This is a genomic window from Cuspidothrix issatschenkoi CHARLIE-1 (assembly GCF_002934005.1).
GTDB lineage: Bacteria > Cyanobacteriota > Cyanobacteriia > Cyanobacteriales > Nostocaceae > Cuspidothrix > Cuspidothrix issatschenkoi.
Map to the genome: position 1 here is coordinate 44,640 of NZ_PGEM01000024.1, position 17,544 is coordinate 62,183.

Sequence of the window (17,544 nt, forward strand, 5' to 3'; positions counted from 1 at the left end):
AGTTGTTCTTTGTTTCCTGCCTTCTGCCTTCTGCTATCGATTAAAACTCTCTTCTTAAAAATATCAGGATAGCGATCGCTAATAACATAAAACTGTAAAGCAAACCATAACCAGCATTAGTAATTAATGTGATGGTGTCTGGTAGTGCTTGTAAACCATAAACAGCATCATTTTTCAAATCTAATCTGGATAAATCTGGTAATATCAAATATAACCCTTGGGTGATGCGTTCCATGCCAGGGTTACGACTTAATTTACCTAATGCTACCAAGTCTTGAGTAATATTTCCCATTAAATACACAGCAAATGTTAAGGCTGTGGCAATAAGAGAACTGGTAAAAACTCCCAGAGTAATGGCGATCGCAGTGATTAACGATAACTGTAAAAATATAAACAAACTAGCCAGAAAAATACTGCTAATTGAATAGGATACTTTGCCAAATTGCAAAAATCCTAAATAAATAATTGTCATTGCCGTAACTATCACACCTAAAACCGCCGATAATCCTAAATATTTACTAGTAATAAATTCACTGCGGGTAATGGGTTTAGCAATTAATACTAAGATGGTACGTTTTTCAATTTCTTTATTAATTAATCCCGTACCGATAAATGTAGCCACAATTAAACCAATGACGTTCATGGTGGCTAAACCAAAGTCTAAAAATATTTTATCGGATGTGGTAGTAGCAAATTCGGGAATAGCGCGGAAAGCAATAGCCAGAATAATGCCATAAAAACCAATGATGTACAGAATGCGATCGCGGATCACTTCCTGAAACACATTTTTAGCCATGAAAAAAGTTCTAATTACATTCATACCCAGGTAGAAAAATTAAATTTATTAGTGGATTTTGCAAACAGCAATTATCAGCAAATCAGATACAAATGTAAATTACAAAACTCTTATGGTGCGGGCATACTATGGCTAACACCACGCCACGCGAACGACACTCTCAGTACAAGTCTTGCCCGCTAGTTGTATACTTACCCCTGTGGTTGTGGAGGTGGTGAACCAAGGATAAATTTATTGAGGCGATCGCAGGAAATAGTTGCCACCGCGTTTTTATTTTCCGTTTGTTTACTACCACCTGATGGTTGAATTAAACAAGATTTTTTCCAATAATATCCCCGGTTATCGGCACTCGGTCCTGCCCAAATCATCAAAATATCTAGTCTATATCCAGATTTGATACTTACCACACGGGGTTCAATTCGCCAAAGTAGTTTTTCTTTCGATTCACCTAAATTATTTTCAATGCTTCTCCTACCTATATTACCTAGTTGTTCATTAACTTCTATTAACCATTTTTCGACTTCTGACCAAGGTTTTTTGGCAATTTGGCTAGTAACTAAAGGTTGGATTTTATTTAAAATCAAATCACCGTTTTTTGGCTTTTGCTTGGGTGGTTCTAACCTAATGACAAAAGCACTTTTTTGAAAGTTATCTGCGCGTAAACTGGGATATTCTTTCAACCATTTATCTATGACAAAGTAAAACTGAAGCCAACAACTAAGTAACATACACCAGGCTAATAAAACCACAACTTTTTGACGATCTTGAACTTTAGGAAGTTTGGTTTTTGCTGCTGTTCCACCTGTACCTTCAAAAAAGTTAGGGATAGCAGTAACAACTGCGGCTATGGTTGGCCAAATAACTATAGTATTTGATGTTAATACATTTTCCTTGTGTCCAAAGGCAAATACACTAACTAAAAACCCTGTAATTACTGCCCCTACTGGCATAAAAGTTCCCGGAACTCTTAAAGGATCATCGGTAGTATACCAGGCCGTTCCTGCTAATAAAAATAACCAGCCACAAAAGGCAATTACATCTTTAATATAGCCCACTGCCAAAGATGATATTGCCCAAGAAAAAAGACTCAAGTAAATAAATGTTTGCCATGAGTATGCTTTGGTTGGGGTGAAGAGTTTTTGCACAGTGGCAAATAAGCCTTGAATATATGTAAATATGCCTAATATATCCTTAAATAATGATTCCATTCAATTACCTCTAATTTATAAATTTGGTTGATCTGGATTTTTGTTTTAGCGAGATCGAATTAATATGATGACAGTAATAGCAGTGTAACTGAGGGCATTAGCAATTAATGTGGATGTGATCAGATTAGTAGTTTGTAACTTAGCTAGACTCATATAAAAGTATCTTTCTTGGGAAGAAGTAATTTCAGCTTTTTGACCTGCTTCATCCATGAATATGATCAGCAACTTCATGAGTAAGAATTTAACTAAAAAAGTGCTGATGAAAATAGTAAATGATAAGAAAATTATCAGGCTGCTAATATTGGGATCTTTGATTTTATTAAAGAATATATAATTAATCAGTTCTGATTTAATCCCAATTGGTAACATTGGCTCGACCATAAAAAATATAATCCAACCAATCACACTAGAAAAAACGTTGATGGATATAGCATAAAAAACGCTAGTTCTTTTGTCGAATTTCAGCCATTTGTTAAAAACCAAAGCTTCGATGGGAATGGTAGTGAGTAAAAATAAGATTCCAAAAAATATTGCCCCGATAGGCAAAATTATGGGTAGTGATAATTCATCTGACATAATGGTTACAGCTAAAAGACATGAGTTGGTAATTTGTAAATTATTTTTTGTACTGCTATTAGGTTCACCGATGAGCCTTACTCCTGGGGAGTAGGATAATTCTACACAGTATAACTGCAAGTATACGGATCATGGCAAATTATCTCATTGTTCTGGCATTTTCGGATCTGGGTATCTAAGATATTTTCACTAATTTTAATAATACCAGGACTTACGCAACCGGGACATTGGTAGGGTGTGGTTCGACAAGCTCACCAACCACGTCAGACTGCATAAATCCTGCAAATAAATAGATTGTTGATACCTGACGTACTCTATAACTAATAATACATCTATGATACTGCCATACTTAGGGATAAAACCAACAATCTCCAGTCTAGTTTCGCTAAGATAAAGAATTGCTACTTTATAGCTTTTCAAAATTGCAAAATATGACAAGGAACGGCATCGGTATTCGCACAGCGCAAGTGCGTTCTGAACGGCTGACGGGTCAAATTCACGTCTATGATGGTGTGGGCAAAGGTAAGTCCCAAGCGGCTTTAGGGGTGGTTTTGCGCTCGATTGGTTTGGGAATCAAAACACCAGGGGATTCTCACCGTGTGTTACTGCTGCGGTTTTTGAAAGGACCAGAACGGGATTATGATGAAGATGGGGCAATCGCTGCTTTACAACGCGGATTTCCCCATTTAATTGATCAGGTTCGCACCGGTAGGGCAGAATTTTTTAGCCATGATCAAATTACAGCTTTTGACAGAACGGAAGCTGCACGGGGTTGGGATGTGGCTAAAGGGGCGATCGCCTCTGGTTTATACTCCGTTGTCGTCCTGGATGAAATTAACCCGGTTTTGGATTTGGGTTTGCTACCAGTGGATGAAGTGGTGAAAACTTTAAAATTTAAACCCCAGGAATTGGAAATTATCACCACAGGACGCGCTGCACCCCAGGAATTATTAGATATTGCGGATTTGCATTCGGAAATGAAACCCCAACATCACCCGACGGCGGCAGCAATGTTAATTGAAGGTGTAGAAATTTATACGGGTGCTGGCAAGGGAAAATCTACCAGTGCCTTGGGTAAAGCTTTAAAAGCCATTGGTCGGGGGATTAATCATCCTGGGTCTACCCGTGTGTTAATTATGCAGTGGCTCAAGGGTGGTAGTGGATATACTGAAGATGCAGCGATCGCCGCTTTACAGCAATCCTATCCAGAGGTAGTAGATCATCAACGTTGTGGACGGGATGCCATTGTTTGGCGTAATTCTCGTCAAGATTTAGACTATATAGAAGCTCAGAGGGGTTGGGAAATTGCCAAAATAGCGATCGCTTCTGGTGTGTATAAAACCATCATCCTCGATGAACTGAATCCCACCGTTGATTTAGAATTGTTACCAGTTGATCCCATCGTTCAAGCCTTATTACGTAAACCCCGTGATACGGAAGTGATCATCACAGGTCGCTGTCAAAATCATCCCGCTTATTTTGATTTAGCAAGTATTCACTCTGAAGTTTATTGTCATAAACACTACGCTAACCAAGGAGTAGAACTCAAACGCGGCGTAGATTTTTAGAGGAGACAGGAGATAGGAGGCAAGAAAATTTTCTCCTCTGCTCCTCTGCTCCTCTGCTCCTCTGCTCCTCTGCTCCTCTGCTCCCATAATGACAACTTTTAACACCAACTTACTGAATAGATCAATAGGAATAATATGACCATAGATAATAATATTTTAGATTTAGTGGCTGGAGGATTAGCGATCGCAATTCTTTTGGGTGGAATGTTGATGATGTTTACAACTATTTTCACAACTAAAAAATAATTAAGTAGGGGCGAAGCATTCGGAGGATTAGTTATTGGTTTCTAGCAAAGATTATTTTCCGAATGCTTCGCCCTTACCCATGAGACATCGGAGGATTAGTTATTGGTTTCTAGCAAAGATTATTTTCCGAATGCTTCGCCCTTACCCATGAGACATCGGAGGATTAATTAAATGTACATGGTTTGAAACCTTTATAGAGACATTCCCCAGAAAGTCTCTACAATCTTTTTTGGAGATGTCTATTAGACCGTTATGACCATACAGCCATACTTACTACCCCAGCAACATCACCATCTGGCGTTTGACCAATAAAGTAAATATTATAACAGCAACCAATACCAAATAAATAGGTGTGTAAATTGGTTAAGTTTGACTGGAGTAAATCATCTATTCCTTGAGTAGCTTCCATGTATTCCTCCTCAAAATCATCCTCAGAGTCGGTATCTGGAGTTAATTTTTGAAAGGGAAAAGTTCTCGCAAATCCAATTGCATCTAACAAATTATTAAACATTGATTCTCTCGTTTCTCCAAATCTGAGAATAAACCCTGTATCTGTGAAACCTCCTAAAAGATTTATTTCACAAAAATCTAAATCTGCTAATAGAGGTTCTAATTTATTTAATAATTCAAAATTTGTCGCTGTTTGTGGTAGATAAATTGGCAGTAATGGTTCTCCGATGATCATGTCACCCGTGGGAGTATATTCTTCAAAATCCGCTGGTATTTGGGGAGCAATACCAATCCATTCTCCTGATTTTGTTTGTCCTAAAAGGATTTTAAATGTATCCGGTGGGTTATCTAATGATCTAATTTCTGCTACTTCTAAAGATAAAGTATTATTTTTGAGTAATTCGATAGCTTTTTGATGTTTTGGCGTTTTTTGCCAAACCTGCTTTAAATAATCTTCTAAATTTGCCGTTTTCAGAATTTTACCACCTTCTTCATAAGGTTCAAACTGAGGAGTTACTGATCTGAACAAGTTCTCTATGGTAAATTCTCCTGAAACTTCTCTTTCCCACAGAAAAGGATAGATAGGATAATCTGAATCACTCCATGGAAATTCCAAGTCTGCTGTAAATTTTGCCAGTTGCTGTAAAAGTTTGACATTATTGCTTTTCATGATCTTAGCTATTTTTTAACAAAAAATTATCAAGTTAATAGTTATCAAGTTCATCAGGATTAATTCCTAACTCACGCAACTTTTGTGATAGTTTGGCAATTTCTGTTTTTGCTTGGGCAATTTCTGTTTTTGCTTGGGCAATTTCTGTTTTTGCTTGGGTAGCTTCTTCCGTTGGTTCAGGAATTAATTCTCCTGTGAGTGTGAACCACCTTAACCACAATTTGGTAATATCTTGAAATGTACCTTGCCATAATCCTAAACTTAAACCTAATTCTGGCATAGGTAGGCGTTCCTCAATCATATTTATCGGTTCATAATGAGCACCTACTAACTGAAATGCCCGGACTTCGTTAGTGTAGCGGCTAAACACAATATAGTAAGGAATTCTTAAAATGCGTTCATAAACTTCCCATTTTGTTGGAGGTTTATCTATCTTACTTTCCCTATTTCCTAAATCTTCATCTTCTGTACCAGGAGATAATAATTCCACAACAACAAAGGGATTTGCTGGTTCTTGCCAAGTCACATAACTTAAACGCAAATCTTGGCCATTATATAATTTGGAGACTCCAACTGCACCAAACCAATCAGGGCGTTTATACCATAAAGGATGTTGCAGATCATAATAAAGATTGAGATCAGCAGCACTATAAACTAATTCTGGATTCCAGTTTATGGGCTGAAAAGTTAAATATAAAAGTAAGGGTTGTAAAAAATGAAAGTCGTCTGGCAAGCCTTTTTCCTCTGGATTTTCACTAGGTAAATCATACATTGTTGGCAAGGTTTCCCAAGGAGGAAGGGGTGGTTCTGTTTGAGGTATGAGGAAAGTCATTTGATTTGAGATTTTAGATTTTGAATTTGTAAGGATTCAGGTGAGGTGATAAGATCCCCGACTTCTTTGATTGTATTCGCAAAGGATAAATCTATCTTAGAAGTCGGGGATCTGGAAACAAGTGCTATAGCTGAATACTTACTTGAATTTTAGCTTAGGTTGGGGTGTTGCAAATTGTGGATTGTATTACTATTCTCAGATTCACTGAAATTTTTACGCCATTACAAGTAATCTTTGTGGGTCTAAATATACATACCAGGGAAAAGGACGATCTTGAAGATTTATCCACTTTTCTTTATAAATTTCCCCTTGCAAATGATAATCATAAATATCATGAGGGGGAGAATTAAGTTTAATAAATACTGTCATTCTGTGTGGTGTTTCGCTGGTGCGGACTAAATAACAGGGAAATGTATTTACTTGGTCAGGATCTTGAGTGAACATGAGATGATGAGCGCGAATACCAATATGAGATAATTCTGGCGGAATTTTTTCACCCACTTGTAAATTACAACCCCAATCAGTTGCGGTTATTTGTTGAGGTGATAAAATATTAGCACGGGAAAAGTTTTTACAGCCAGTAATTTGAGCGACATTTACAGTAGCAGGATGTTGAAAAATCTCATATTTAGAACCATGATGGGCTTCTTTTCCCTGGTTTAATACTAATAGATTGGGACATAAACGATAGGCTTCTTCCATGTTATGGGTAACGAATAAAGTTACACCACCATAATCATCGAGAATTTCTGTAACTTGTTGTTCTAATTGACTGCGGAGATGGGTATCCAGGGCGGAAAATGGCTCATCTAAAAGTAATGCTTCTGGTTTACTAGCTAAAGCCCTGGCTAATGCTACGCGCTGCTGTTGTCCTCCAGAAAGTTGGTGTGGATAGCGATCGCCAAATCCTTGTAAGTGCATGGCTATTAATTGCTTTTCTATCTCTTCTTTAATATTAACTGATTTCGGTATACCAAAGGCGATATTTTGGGCTACTGTGAGATGGGGAAATAAAGCATAGTTTTGGAATAAAAAACCGATTTTGCGTTGATGAATTGGCTGATTAATTTTCTTTTCTGAATCAAACAATACTCGATTATTTAAAATAATTTGTCCTTTATTTGGTGTTTCTATCCCCGCAATACAACGCAAAATCATACTTTTTCCTGCCCCAGAACTTCCCAATAATCCCAAGGGTTGATGATCAGTATTAAAAGCAACTTGTAGGTGAAAATTATTTAGTCTTTTTTCAATATTTAAAAGTAAGCCAGATGTATCGTAATTATCTAATAATATAGAAGATTTCTGTTCTGATTCTCGTTGCTTAATCTGAGTTTTTATAGGTTTAGATTTAGATTGAAATTCTTGCCAAAAGTTAGCCATCAGTATTCCTGAAAGGGAAATAATCATAATGGCAATTGACCAAAACCAAGCGTCATTAATTGCCCCGGCTTCCACTGCAAAATAAATAGCCATGGGAATAGTTTGTGTTTGTCCAGGAATATTTCCTGCTAACATCAAAGTTGCCCCAAATTCACCTAAAGCACGGGCAAAAGCTAGGGTAGTGGCGGCAATAATTCCGGGAAAGGCTAGGGGTAAACTAATCTGCCAAAAAATAGTTAATTCCTTCGCTCCTAACGTTCTCGCTACTCGTAAAAGATTAGCATCAATTTGACTAAAAGCTCCCAAAGCAGTTTTATACATTAATGGAAATGAAACTACTGTAGCCGCAATGGCCGCACCATACCAAGTAAATACAATTGTCAAATCAAAGGGTTCTAATAATTTACCAATTGGTCCATTTTTCCCAAAAAATATCAGCAGTAAAAACCCCACAACGGTAGGCGGTAAAATCAAAGGAGCAACAAATATACTTTCAATTAAAGCTTTGGCTTTACCCCGATATCCTAACATCCAATAGGCGGCAGATATGCCTAAAAAGAAGGTGATAAAGGTCGCTAATAATGAAGTTTTTAACGATATCCAAAGCGGTGATAAATCCTGCGGCATAGGTTGTTCATCTTTTTACTAAGCTTTCCACATTTATAAATCTGGATGAGAGAGAAAATACATTCTTGCTAATACTATAGGAATCATATTTGTAAACAATAATTGTTAACTAATAATCACAAATAGCTATCTGAGTAAATTCTAGCTTGAACAATTATGATTTTATCACTCTTGTGCCGCTGATAAAGCTTCTTGATAGAGTCGTGAACTAATGTGTTTACCTTCTGAAATTAAACTATCTAAAACATTTTTGATTGCAGGAATTAACCCTTGTTGTTTTGCTACTAATAAAATGCCAATTGTGCCAATAATCTTTAAGTTTCTAGATAAAGCAACTCGTCTAGCATCCAAGTCATCCATTAATAATTGATCAGATGCTAACTCTTCAGCAAGAATCATCGCAGCACATTCACCTGCACCTAGATTTGTTGCCTTTTTGAGATTAGATAGTTTTTCTAAATTCTTAACAGATATTATCTCTATCCAATCTGCTGATTTGACTAATTTAACGGCTGGGTGCGTACCTGTTGTTACTTCATAATAAACTTCTTGCAGAATAATTACTTTACTAAAAATATCCCGCAATAAATTGAGTTGTCCAACTTTTGCTAATTCACTCAAGGGAGTTGTATCGGAGACAATAATCACTTTTTATACTGGCTTAAAATTTCTAGTGTTTGAGTAACTTCTTGCTGTAGTTCTTCCTTTGTTTGACTGGGGAAGGGAGATATTTGGTAAATATCCATTAAATCAGAAAGTTGCCAACGTTCAATTTCTAATAATTCTGCTGCACGTCCAGCACTAATATCTCCATGACGTAATAATGTCATGATGTATGCTTCTTTGGCTTTTTTTTCTGCTTCTAAACGATGAATTTCTGGGACTTCTGGTAAGGTGAGGGTAAATTTGACTTCTGTTGCGGCCATTTTATTTTACCATTACTAAATATTGGGTTTCCTTGCGTCAGTTTAATCTACATCACTTAATTATACAATATAATAGCTGAGTGATCACATTTTGAAAGTCAGAAGTGTTGAATGTTAAGAAAATCCTGATAAAAATAGCCCAAAATATGTTAAATTTTGGGCGAAGGATTAAAATATTTTGATTAACCATAATCATAAACTCATTTCCCAAGATTGTCAAAAATATCCTGGGCGGACTACCCAAAAATTATTATCCTGTTTTAAACAGCCGTCTTTTTGTTGAGTGTTGGTTGGCTTATAGATATTTATCGTTTACAGTGGGGAGTTGAACTGTTATGGAAATTTTTAAAGATGCACTTAAAACTGGATAGATTAATTACCAAAAATGTTAATGGTATTGCCATTCAAATCTATGCTAGTCTCATCGCTTATCTGATTTTACAACTTGTATCTGTTCCGAAAGAATGGGGTGAAAAGATGTTAGATAAATTTCGCTATCTTCAAGCTTGTATGTGTCAACAAATCAGTTATGTTCATTGGATGGAATATATTATGAAATGTTGACATTTTCACTCTTGATAATACTACTATACTTAAATATGTAAAGTTTTGTAACGACATTCAACATTTCTGTTATATCAGATATAGTCATCTTGTCTTCTTAAAATTAAACGATAATTCAGTAATTGTCCCAGGGCTTGATGAAATTCAGAAATTGTGGAATCACCAAGGAAACTTTTAATTTCCACAGCTATTTTTTGATTATCTTTTTCGGCTGCAAGCATTTTTTCTGCACCTAAATCAACATATAAATCTACTCCTCCAAATTGTATAAATAATGGATCATTAGTAATCATCCACCCTTCTTTAATTAAAGCATTTTTGACAGCATCGTGAAATTTGTCTTTAGCCGTTATTTTTATTGAAATATCCAGTAAACTATGATACTTGGCGGGCAAGATGCCCACCCCACAATAGTTTAATCTTAGGCTTCTATTGCCTGTTTAATCCAGTTTTGCAAAGTATTTACAACTTCCTCAATGGCAATTTCTTGAGATTCATGGTTTACCCGTTTAACTACTTCTACTTTACCATTAGTGATGGCTCGACCGGTGACAATTCTAAAGGGAATACCGATTAAATCAGCATCTTTGAATTTAACACCTGCTCGTTCATCTCTATCATCTAATAAAGTTTCTACACCTGCTTTGTTGAGTTCGGTGTAAAGTTTTTCTGCAACTGCGATTTGTTGGGCATCTTTAATGTTAGGAATTGTCACTATGGCGTGATACGGTGCGATCGCTACTGGCCAAATTATCCCATCTTTATCATAGGATTGTTCTACGGCTGATTGTGCTAAACGAGATACACCAACACCGTAACAACCCATAACTAAAGGCTTTTCTTCCCCTTGTTCATTGGTATAGGTTGCACCCATCGCTTGAGAGTATTTTGTACCGAGTTGGAAAATGTGACCAGCTTCTATACCTCTAGCTGTTTGTAGGGTTTGGGTTGAGTCGTGAAGTGAGCGATCGCCTGGTCTAGCTTTCCGAATATCTACGGTTAATGATGGTAATTTAAACTGCTCACCCCAATTTGCCCCCACAACGTGAAAACCGCTTTCATTTGCACCAGTAACAAAGTTCTTTAACTCCACCGCAGTTTGATCAACCAACCGCACAAATTGAGAATTTACCTGTTTACTACCAGTAATATAATCATCACTAAGATCCGGTGCAATATAACCTAAAGGTAAAGATTTTGCTTGCCATGCTTCTTGTGCTTCAGCATTGGGTATAGTTAGACTAAGGATAGTTTTAGCAGCAAATTGAGGAGCTAATTTAGTTAATTCATTTTGTAATTTAACTTCATTAATTTCCTGATCTCCGCGAATATTGATCAATACCAAAACCGTTGAACCATTATCATAAACAGTTTGATATAAAACATTTTTCACAACTTGAGTAGGAGAACATTTCAAGAACTTACAAAGTTTTTCTATTGTATCAGTTCCCGGAGTTTCCCGTTTTTCAAAACTTGTAAAAGGTGAAATTTCCGCATCTGCTGGTAAAGAAACCGCCTTTTCTACGTTTGCTGCATATTTACCATCTTCAGTGTAGAGAACTTCATCTTCTCCCGCATCTGCTAACACCATAAATTCTGTCGAACCAGAACCACCAATAGCGCCAGAGTCAGCTTCCACAGCGCGAAAAGCCAAACCAGAACGCCGCAACATATTACTGTAAGCAGTGTACATATCCTGGTAAGTTTTTTTCAAACTTTCCTCATCAGCATGGAAAGAATAACCATCTTTCATAATAAATTCTCGTCCCCGCATTAAACCAAAACGGGGACGAATTTCATCACGAAATTTAGTTTGCAGTTGATATAAATGTAGAGGTAATTGACGATATGAACGAATCATATCACGGGCAACAGTTGTAATTACTTCCTCATGGGTTGGTCCTAATCCTAATTGTTGTTCCCTTCTATCCACCAGGGAAAACATAATTCCCTCAGCCTTAGTATAAGTGTCCCATCTTCCCGACTCCTGCCATAACTCAGCCGGTTGTAATTGGGGTAATAAACATTCTTGTGCGCCGGTCGCATTCATTTCTTCCCGAACAATTTGGGAAACCTTTTGCAAAACTCGCCACATCAGGGGAAGATAAGCATAAATTCCGCCACCAATACGACGAATATAACCTGCACGCAACAATAATTTATGGCTAGGAATTTCCGCATCAGCCGGATCATCCCGTAGTGTAACAAATAACATTTGTGATAATCGCATTGTTTTTTCCTTTACTTGCTAATTAATGAAAATTAACCTCTGTTAACTGTCACATCAGACCTGCTATAACTTGAAGAGATAACTACTTTGTTTGAAGCAATGTATCAAGCACAACCACCTTTAGAATTTATTCCGCCAGCTTTTAACCCTTTGTTGTTAAAATTGGTACATTTAGTCCTACCAAGCTGGATACGTTTCCAAACGCCAATTAGCAACATTGAGGCAGACAACGTTAAAATTTTAGCGGATTGTTATCAGCGATTTCAGGATGGTAAAATCCGGTTTATGATGGCCTTTCGTCATCCTCAGACAACAGATCCTCTGTGTTTAACCTACTTATTTTCCCAAATCTTGCCTAAAGTAGCACGAGTTGAGGGTAAACAGCTAAAATATCCGCTTCATGCTCATTTTATCTATGATCGGGGCATTCCTCTCTGGGCTGGTTCTCATGTGGGTTGGGTAATTTCCCATTTAGGGGGGACTCCCATTCAACGGGGTAAAGCAGACTGGACTGGGTTGCGTTCAGCGCGGGATTTGTATATTAATGGTCAGTTTCCCATGGCTGCTGCCCCAGAAGGTGCTACAAATGGTTTATCCGAAATTATCAGCCCCTTAGAACCCGGTATCGCACAGATGGGTTTTTGGTGTGCGGAAGATTTGCAAAAAGCCGGCAGAGATGAGGAAGTTTTAATTTTACCAATTGGCATTAAATATAGTTATATCAATGAACCTTGGGATAATATAGCAAATTTATTAACTGAATTAGAAGCGGCCAGTGGTTTATCTCTAAATCAAGAAAAAACAGAAGCTTCTTTTGCTAGTCTTTATCCCCGTTTATTAAGTTTAGCAGAACATTTATTATCGGTAATGGAGAAATTTTATACTAAATTTTATCATCAAACATTACCAGATCAAAAGATTACCAATAAGGAAATTACAGATAGAAATGAAGCTTTAGCTTATCGCTTACAATCTGTCATGAATGTAGCCTTATTTATTGCTGAACAATATTTTGATTTACCCTCAAGAGGCAATTGGAATGATAGATGTAGACGAGTAGAACAATCTGGGTGGAATTATATCTTTAGAGAAGATTTTAAAGATGTTAAAACATTATCATCCATTGATAAGAGTTTAGGGGATAGAGTCGCCGAAGAGGCTTATGTGCGGATGTGGCACATGAGATTAGTTGAAGATTTTGTTGCTGTTTCTGGGATGTATATTCGAGAAAAACCCACCTTAGAAAGATTTGCCGAAACAACCTTAATTTTATGGGATTTAGTGAATAAAATCAAGGGAAATGCTCCTGTAAATCGTCCACAATTGGGTAAGCAGCAAGTCAGGATAACTATAGGTGAACCAATTTCTATTTCTGAACGTTATCCAAATTATAAAAGTAGTCGAGTTGCTGCTAGACAAGCGGTAGCTGAGTTAACAACAGATTTACAGCAGGTATTGGAGGGGTTGATATCTGAGAAAATTTTGTAAAAGTAGTAAGTAGGTCAAAAAATGTATGCAGAAAAGTAAATAAGGCTAAAACCCTTTTTCCTCCTACCTTATCCCAAGGACAATTTTTAACGCCAACCTACTTATGGTTTGCTGAATAAAAGTAAAAGCTGGATAAATCAAGAGTTTAGGTGCGTTACAGCTTTACCTAAAGCACCCTACAAATACTAATATTTGATTTTGAAATATACGTAGGGTGTGTTAGCGATAGCGTAACGCACCCTACAAATACTATTTTTATAGCCATACAACTTGTGTACAACAATAATGATTGAACTATTTATTTATAGATAACATTGTAATTAAGTCAAGGTTTGAACAGCTAAACAGCCGTCATCAACCCTTACAGTCATCTAACTTTTAGGATATTTATACTATGTCTCATACATTGTTCAGTGATGTATCTATTGAACAACAAGAAACTATAGTCGGTGGGGCTAATTTATTTCTTGACCCACTCAATAATGTATTGCCCTTTGCTGGATCATTTTTACCAAATTTGCAGAACTTAAAAGATACTTTGTTACCTCAATTCTTACCTGGTTTGAACATTGGCAACTTGTTAAATAACTTCCTACTCTAATTTTCATCCATTAGAACACTTACTTTTTTATAACCACATCATAGCTATTAATCTGTAGGTTAGCATTATCTACAGATTTTTTTATTGCTTGAACTTATTAGACTTCAAAATCTAATGTTCTTATAATAGCAGAAAATTCTTAATCTATTTAAAATATTAGCCATATTGGCGTGTATTTTTCAGAAATATTTAGTCCTAAATTTGGTAATTAAGTTTGCAGAAAATGAGAATGAATTATCTAGCAATTCCTCGATATTCTATTAACAAGCGAGGGGGAAAGCGGCAAACGAGCAGCAAACAAACCCAAGTGATAATTCAAATCAAGGAGAATTCAGTCATGTCTAATCTATTTACCGCAGTATCTGTTGAGCAACAAGAAATCGTAGCTGGTGGTACCCTTTCACTAGGTCCAACAGCATTATTTGCAACTTTTTTCAAAGGAGCACAGACAGTGCAGAAAGGTGGTGCTAACTCAAACTGGGGCGGTAGCAATGCTGGAGGCGAGCAATATATTCAACGTATCAAAACTGCCGGTGTTTCTTTTTTAACCGCTTAGTATAAACATACAGGCAAGAGAACTATACCTGTGGCAGATAAGTGGTAAAGAGGAATAAAAACATAGAATTATCAAATAGTATTAGATGATTCTCATCGTTTTACTCCTGGCACTTCTATTCACAGCGTAGAAAAAGATTTATGTATCATTTTTTGTGATACATAAATCTTATTTTTTATAAAAGGAGGTCATACTATGTCTGATAATATAAAAAACGGCAACTCTAAGCTATTCATAAATTTATCAGAAAAAGAACAGGAGTCTTTATCTAGTGGGTATGGAATGTTTTATATGTTCTACCAAAATACGAACATATTAACTAGTGCAAGTAATATCATGAATATTTCTCAGGGAGACTTTAGTGGCTATTCAAATAGTCAAACTCAGTATAAACTTTCTCAAACAACCTTTATTTTAGCTTCATTGTTTGGTGAAAGTGGTGGAAGTCGTCGGAATAGGCGAAGGAGAGGTAGTAGCTTATTAGGGAAAATATTTAGTTTCTTTTAGGATAAAAGCAAAATAAACATCACATCGTTTTATATTTCAATATTTAGATCAAATTTACCAGTGTTTACTACAAATTCAAGAAATGTAAAAAATGTCAATCTAATAACAAAAAAATTGGCTTATTTTTCTGACTTTATATGGTTACTTCCTTATGAAATACCAATTTATTAAACAGCATAGCGAAGAAGATTGTGGTGCAGCTTGTTTAGCGGCGATCGCTAAATATTACGGTCAAACATTTACCCTTAACCGTGTGCGGGAAGCCGTAGGAACAGGACAATTTGGTACTACTTTATTAGGATTAAAACGAGGAGCAGAAATCCTCGGTTTTAAAGCCAGTCCTGTCAAAACTTCCCCAGAAATATTAGATAAAATTAAAGAAGCACCCTTACCAGCAATTATTCATTGGCAAGGGAATCATTGGGTTGTTTTATATGGTAAAAAAGGTAAAAAATTTCTAATTGCAGATCCCGCAGTGGGAATGCGTTATCTTTCTAAAGAAGATATAAAAGAAGCTTGGACAGATTGGTTATTATTATTAGTAGAACCAGATCCGATCCGATTTTTTACTCAAAAGCAAGATCAGATCGGTGGTTTTTGGCGTTTCTTCACACGAGTTTGGATTTATCGCGGCATTTTATTCCAAGCTTTACCTCTCAATTTAGTATTGGGTATTCTGTCTTTAGCTTCACCCTTCTTGCTGCAAATTCTCACCGATGATGTATTAGTTAGGGGTGATACAAAATTATTAACTACAGTAGTAATTACTGTAGTAGTCATGAATATTATTTCTCATAGCCTCTCATTTGTCCAATCTAACTTAATTGCCCATTTTGCTCAAAGAATGCAATTAGGATTAGTTCTGGAATTTGGGCGGCAGATTCTGCGTTTACCACTAACTTACTATGAAAGTCGTCGCAGTGGTGAAGTTGTTAGTCGTTTACAAGATATTGACCAAATTAATCAATTAATTGCTCAAGTTATTGTTGGTTTACCCAGTCAATTTTTTATTGCGATTATCTCTTTAGGTTTCATGTTTTTCTATAGCTGGAAACTGACCTCAATAGCTTTATTAATTTCTGTGGTTATGACCATATCTACTTTTATTTTCCAGCCCACATTACAACAAAAAACTAATGAACTGTTAGTTACAGAAGCGGAAACCCAAGGGGTTTTAGTGGAAACTTTTAAAGGTGCATTAACCCTCAAAACAACTGCATCAGGTAGACAATTTTGGGATGAATTACAAAATCGCTTTAATCGTCTAGCTAGGCTAACATTTCAGACTATGCAAATTGGGATTATTAATAATACCTTTTCTGGCTTTGTTTCTGGCATTGGTAGCATAATTTTGCTCTGGTTTGGTGGCTATTTAGTAATTAACCCGGCGGAAAACATTACCATTGGGCAATTACTAGCATTCAACTCAATGAATGGTAACTTTATCTCTTTAATTAGTACAGTTATTAATTTTGTTGATGAATTTACTCGTGCTAAAACTGCTACAAGACGGTTAACAGAAGTAATTGATGCTACTCCAGAAGAAAATGATGATGGTAAAAAACCTTTTGCCACAATTTCTGATAATGCTGATATTATTTGTACAAATTTAACCTTCCATTATCCTGGTCGTATTGACTTATTAGATGATTTTTCTTTAATAATTCCTGGAGGTAAAAATACTGCTTTAATTGGTAAATCTGGCTGTGGTAAAAGTACATTAGCTAAATTAATTTCTGGTTTATATCAACTGCAATCTGGTAATATTAGGATTGGGCTTTATAATCTCCAAGACCTGTCTTTAGAATCTCTGCGTCAACAGGTTGTACTTGTTCCCCAAGATGCCCATTTTTGGAATCGTTCTATTATCGAAAATTTCCGATTAGGATCACCTCATGCTACCTTTGAGGAAATTGTTAAAGCTTGTCAAATTACTGGTGCTGATGAATTTATCAGCAAACTTCCCGAAACATATCAAACTATTTTAGGTGAATTTGGTGCTAATATTTCCGGTGGACAAAAGCAAAGATTAGCATTAGCTAGAGCCATTGTGATAGATCCAGCAATTCTGATTTTAGATGAGTCTACTAGTGGTTTAGACCCCGTTAGCGAAGCCCAAGTTTTAGACCAACTATTTGAACATCGTCAAGGGAAAACAACGATTTTTATTACTCACAGACCGAAAGTAATTAATCGTGCTGATTGGATTGTTTTGATAGATCAAGGTAAGTTGAAATTAGAAGGTTCTTTAGAAGATTTATGTGGTAAATCAGGAGATCATTTAGATTTTGTTATCCCTTAATATTTTCTGATAAA

At 36.3% G+C, this 17,544-nt stretch carries 16 protein-coding genes and 1 pseudogene; 7 read left to right on the plus strand and 10 right to left on the minus strand.

The features are described from left to right. Window positions 1–40: 40 nt before the first annotated feature. The 3 genes from CUN59_RS03325 to fraC form a co-directional block, all read right to left on the minus strand. Entirely contained in the window at window positions 41–820 is a 780-nt protein-coding gene (locus CUN59_RS03325) for an ABC transporter permease (protein WP_104386492.1), read from the minus strand. A 167-nt stretch (window positions 821–987) separates the two neighbouring features. Next, a complete protein-coding gene (fraD, locus tag CUN59_RS03330; RefSeq protein WP_104386493.1) occupies window positions 988–2,004 on the minus strand; it encodes a septal junction protein FraD in 1,017 nt (338 codons plus the stop codon). 45 nt (window positions 2,005–2,049) lie between these two features. Beyond that, on the minus strand, window positions 2,050–2,580 hold the full coding sequence (gene fraC, locus CUN59_RS03335) for a filament integrity protein FraC (protein WP_104386494.1): 531 nt from the start codon (window positions 2,578–2,580) through the stop codon (window positions 2,050–2,052). Between the two features lie 431 nt (window positions 2,581–3,011). Here fraC and CUN59_RS03340 point away from each other — a divergent pair, with 431 nt between their 5' ends. Then, a complete protein-coding gene (locus tag CUN59_RS03340; protein WP_104386495.1) occupies window positions 3,012–4,148 on the plus strand; it encodes a cob(I)yrinic acid a,c-diamide adenosyltransferase in 1,137 nt (378 codons plus the stop codon). A gap of 496 nt (window positions 4,149–4,644) precedes the next feature. Here the strand turns inward: CUN59_RS03340 and CUN59_RS03345 are convergent, their stop codons facing one another. The 5 genes from CUN59_RS03345 to CUN59_RS03365 form a co-directional block, all read right to left on the minus strand. Then, the gene (locus CUN59_RS03345; RefSeq protein WP_104386496.1) at window positions 4,645–5,514 is read right to left on the minus strand and encodes a nuclease A inhibitor family protein; all 870 of its coding nucleotides are present in this window, start codon (window positions 5,512–5,514) and stop codon (window positions 4,645–4,647) included. A 34-nt stretch (window positions 5,515–5,548) separates the two neighbouring features. Then, on the minus strand, window positions 5,549–6,346 hold the full coding sequence (locus CUN59_RS03350; protein WP_104386497.1) for a Uma2 family endonuclease: 798 nt from the start codon (window positions 6,344–6,346) through the stop codon (window positions 5,549–5,551). 213 nt (window positions 6,347–6,559) lie between these two features. Beyond that, entirely contained in the window at window positions 6,560–8,356 is a 1,797-nt protein-coding gene (gene modB / locus CUN59_RS03355) for a molybdate ABC transporter permease subunit (RefSeq protein ID WP_104386498.1), read from the minus strand. A 165-nt stretch (window positions 8,357–8,521) separates the two neighbouring features. Continuing rightward, window positions 8,522–9,004 (minus strand): PIN domain-containing protein, encoded by a 483-nt coding sequence (locus tag CUN59_RS03360; protein WP_104386499.1) that lies wholly within the window; start codon window positions 9,002–9,004, stop codon window positions 8,522–8,524. Continuing rightward, on the minus strand, window positions 9,001–9,282 hold the full coding sequence (locus CUN59_RS03365; protein ID WP_104386500.1) for a UPF0175 family protein: 282 nt from the start codon (window positions 9,280–9,282) through the stop codon (window positions 9,001–9,003). The genes CUN59_RS03360 and CUN59_RS03365 overlap by 4 nt, the downstream gene beginning before the upstream one ends. Window positions 9,283–9,558: 276 nt before the next feature. Between CUN59_RS03365 and CUN59_RS03370 the strand changes: the two genes are divergently transcribed. Continuing rightward, window positions 9,559–9,846: a transposase gene (locus tag CUN59_RS03370; RefSeq protein WP_438501799.1), complete on the plus strand. Its 288-nt coding sequence runs from the start codon at window positions 9,559–9,561 to the stop codon at window positions 9,844–9,846. 86 nt (window positions 9,847–9,932) lie between these two features. Here the strand turns inward: CUN59_RS03370 and CUN59_RS03375 are convergent. Together CUN59_RS03375 and CUN59_RS03380 are read right to left on the minus strand one after the other, a co-directional pair. Next, window positions 9,933–10,199, minus strand: a pseudogene (locus tag CUN59_RS03375) (element excision factor XisH family protein); the annotation flags it as partial. Window positions 10,200–10,267: 68 nt separating this feature from the next. Then, window positions 10,268–12,076 carry a proline--tRNA ligase gene (locus CUN59_RS03380; protein WP_104386501.1) on the minus strand — a complete coding sequence of 603 codons (1,809 nt, stop codon included), beginning with the start codon at window positions 12,074–12,076 and terminating at the stop codon, window positions 10,268–10,270. 99 nt (window positions 12,077–12,175) lie between these two features. Between CUN59_RS03380 and CUN59_RS03385 the strand changes: the two genes are divergently transcribed. From CUN59_RS03385 to CUN59_RS03405, 5 genes are all read left to right on the plus strand, one after another. Then, a complete protein-coding gene (locus tag CUN59_RS03385; protein WP_207765359.1) occupies window positions 12,176–13,564 on the plus strand; it encodes a 1-acyl-sn-glycerol-3-phosphate acyltransferase in 1,389 nt (462 codons plus the stop codon). A 394-nt stretch (window positions 13,565–13,958) separates the two neighbouring features. Continuing rightward, window positions 13,959–14,165, plus strand: a complete 207-nt coding sequence (locus CUN59_RS03390) for a hypothetical protein (protein WP_104386503.1) — start codon at window positions 13,959–13,961, stop codon at window positions 14,163–14,165. Between the two features lie 337 nt (window positions 14,166–14,502). After that, window positions 14,503–14,721: a CTB family bacteriocin gene (locus tag CUN59_RS03395; protein ID WP_133163994.1), complete on the plus strand. Its 219-nt coding sequence runs from the start codon at window positions 14,503–14,505 to the stop codon at window positions 14,719–14,721. A gap of 195 nt (window positions 14,722–14,916) precedes the next feature. Beyond that, entirely contained in the window at window positions 14,917–15,228 is a 312-nt protein-coding gene (locus CUN59_RS03400; RefSeq protein ID WP_104386505.1) for a hypothetical protein, read from the plus strand. Window positions 15,229–15,379: 151 nt separating this feature from the next. Further along, the gene (locus CUN59_RS03405; protein WP_104386506.1) at window positions 15,380–17,530 is read left to right on the plus strand and encodes a peptidase domain-containing ABC transporter; all 2,151 of its coding nucleotides are present in this window, start codon (window positions 15,380–15,382) and stop codon (window positions 17,528–17,530) included. Window positions 17,531–17,544 lie beyond the last annotated feature (14 nt).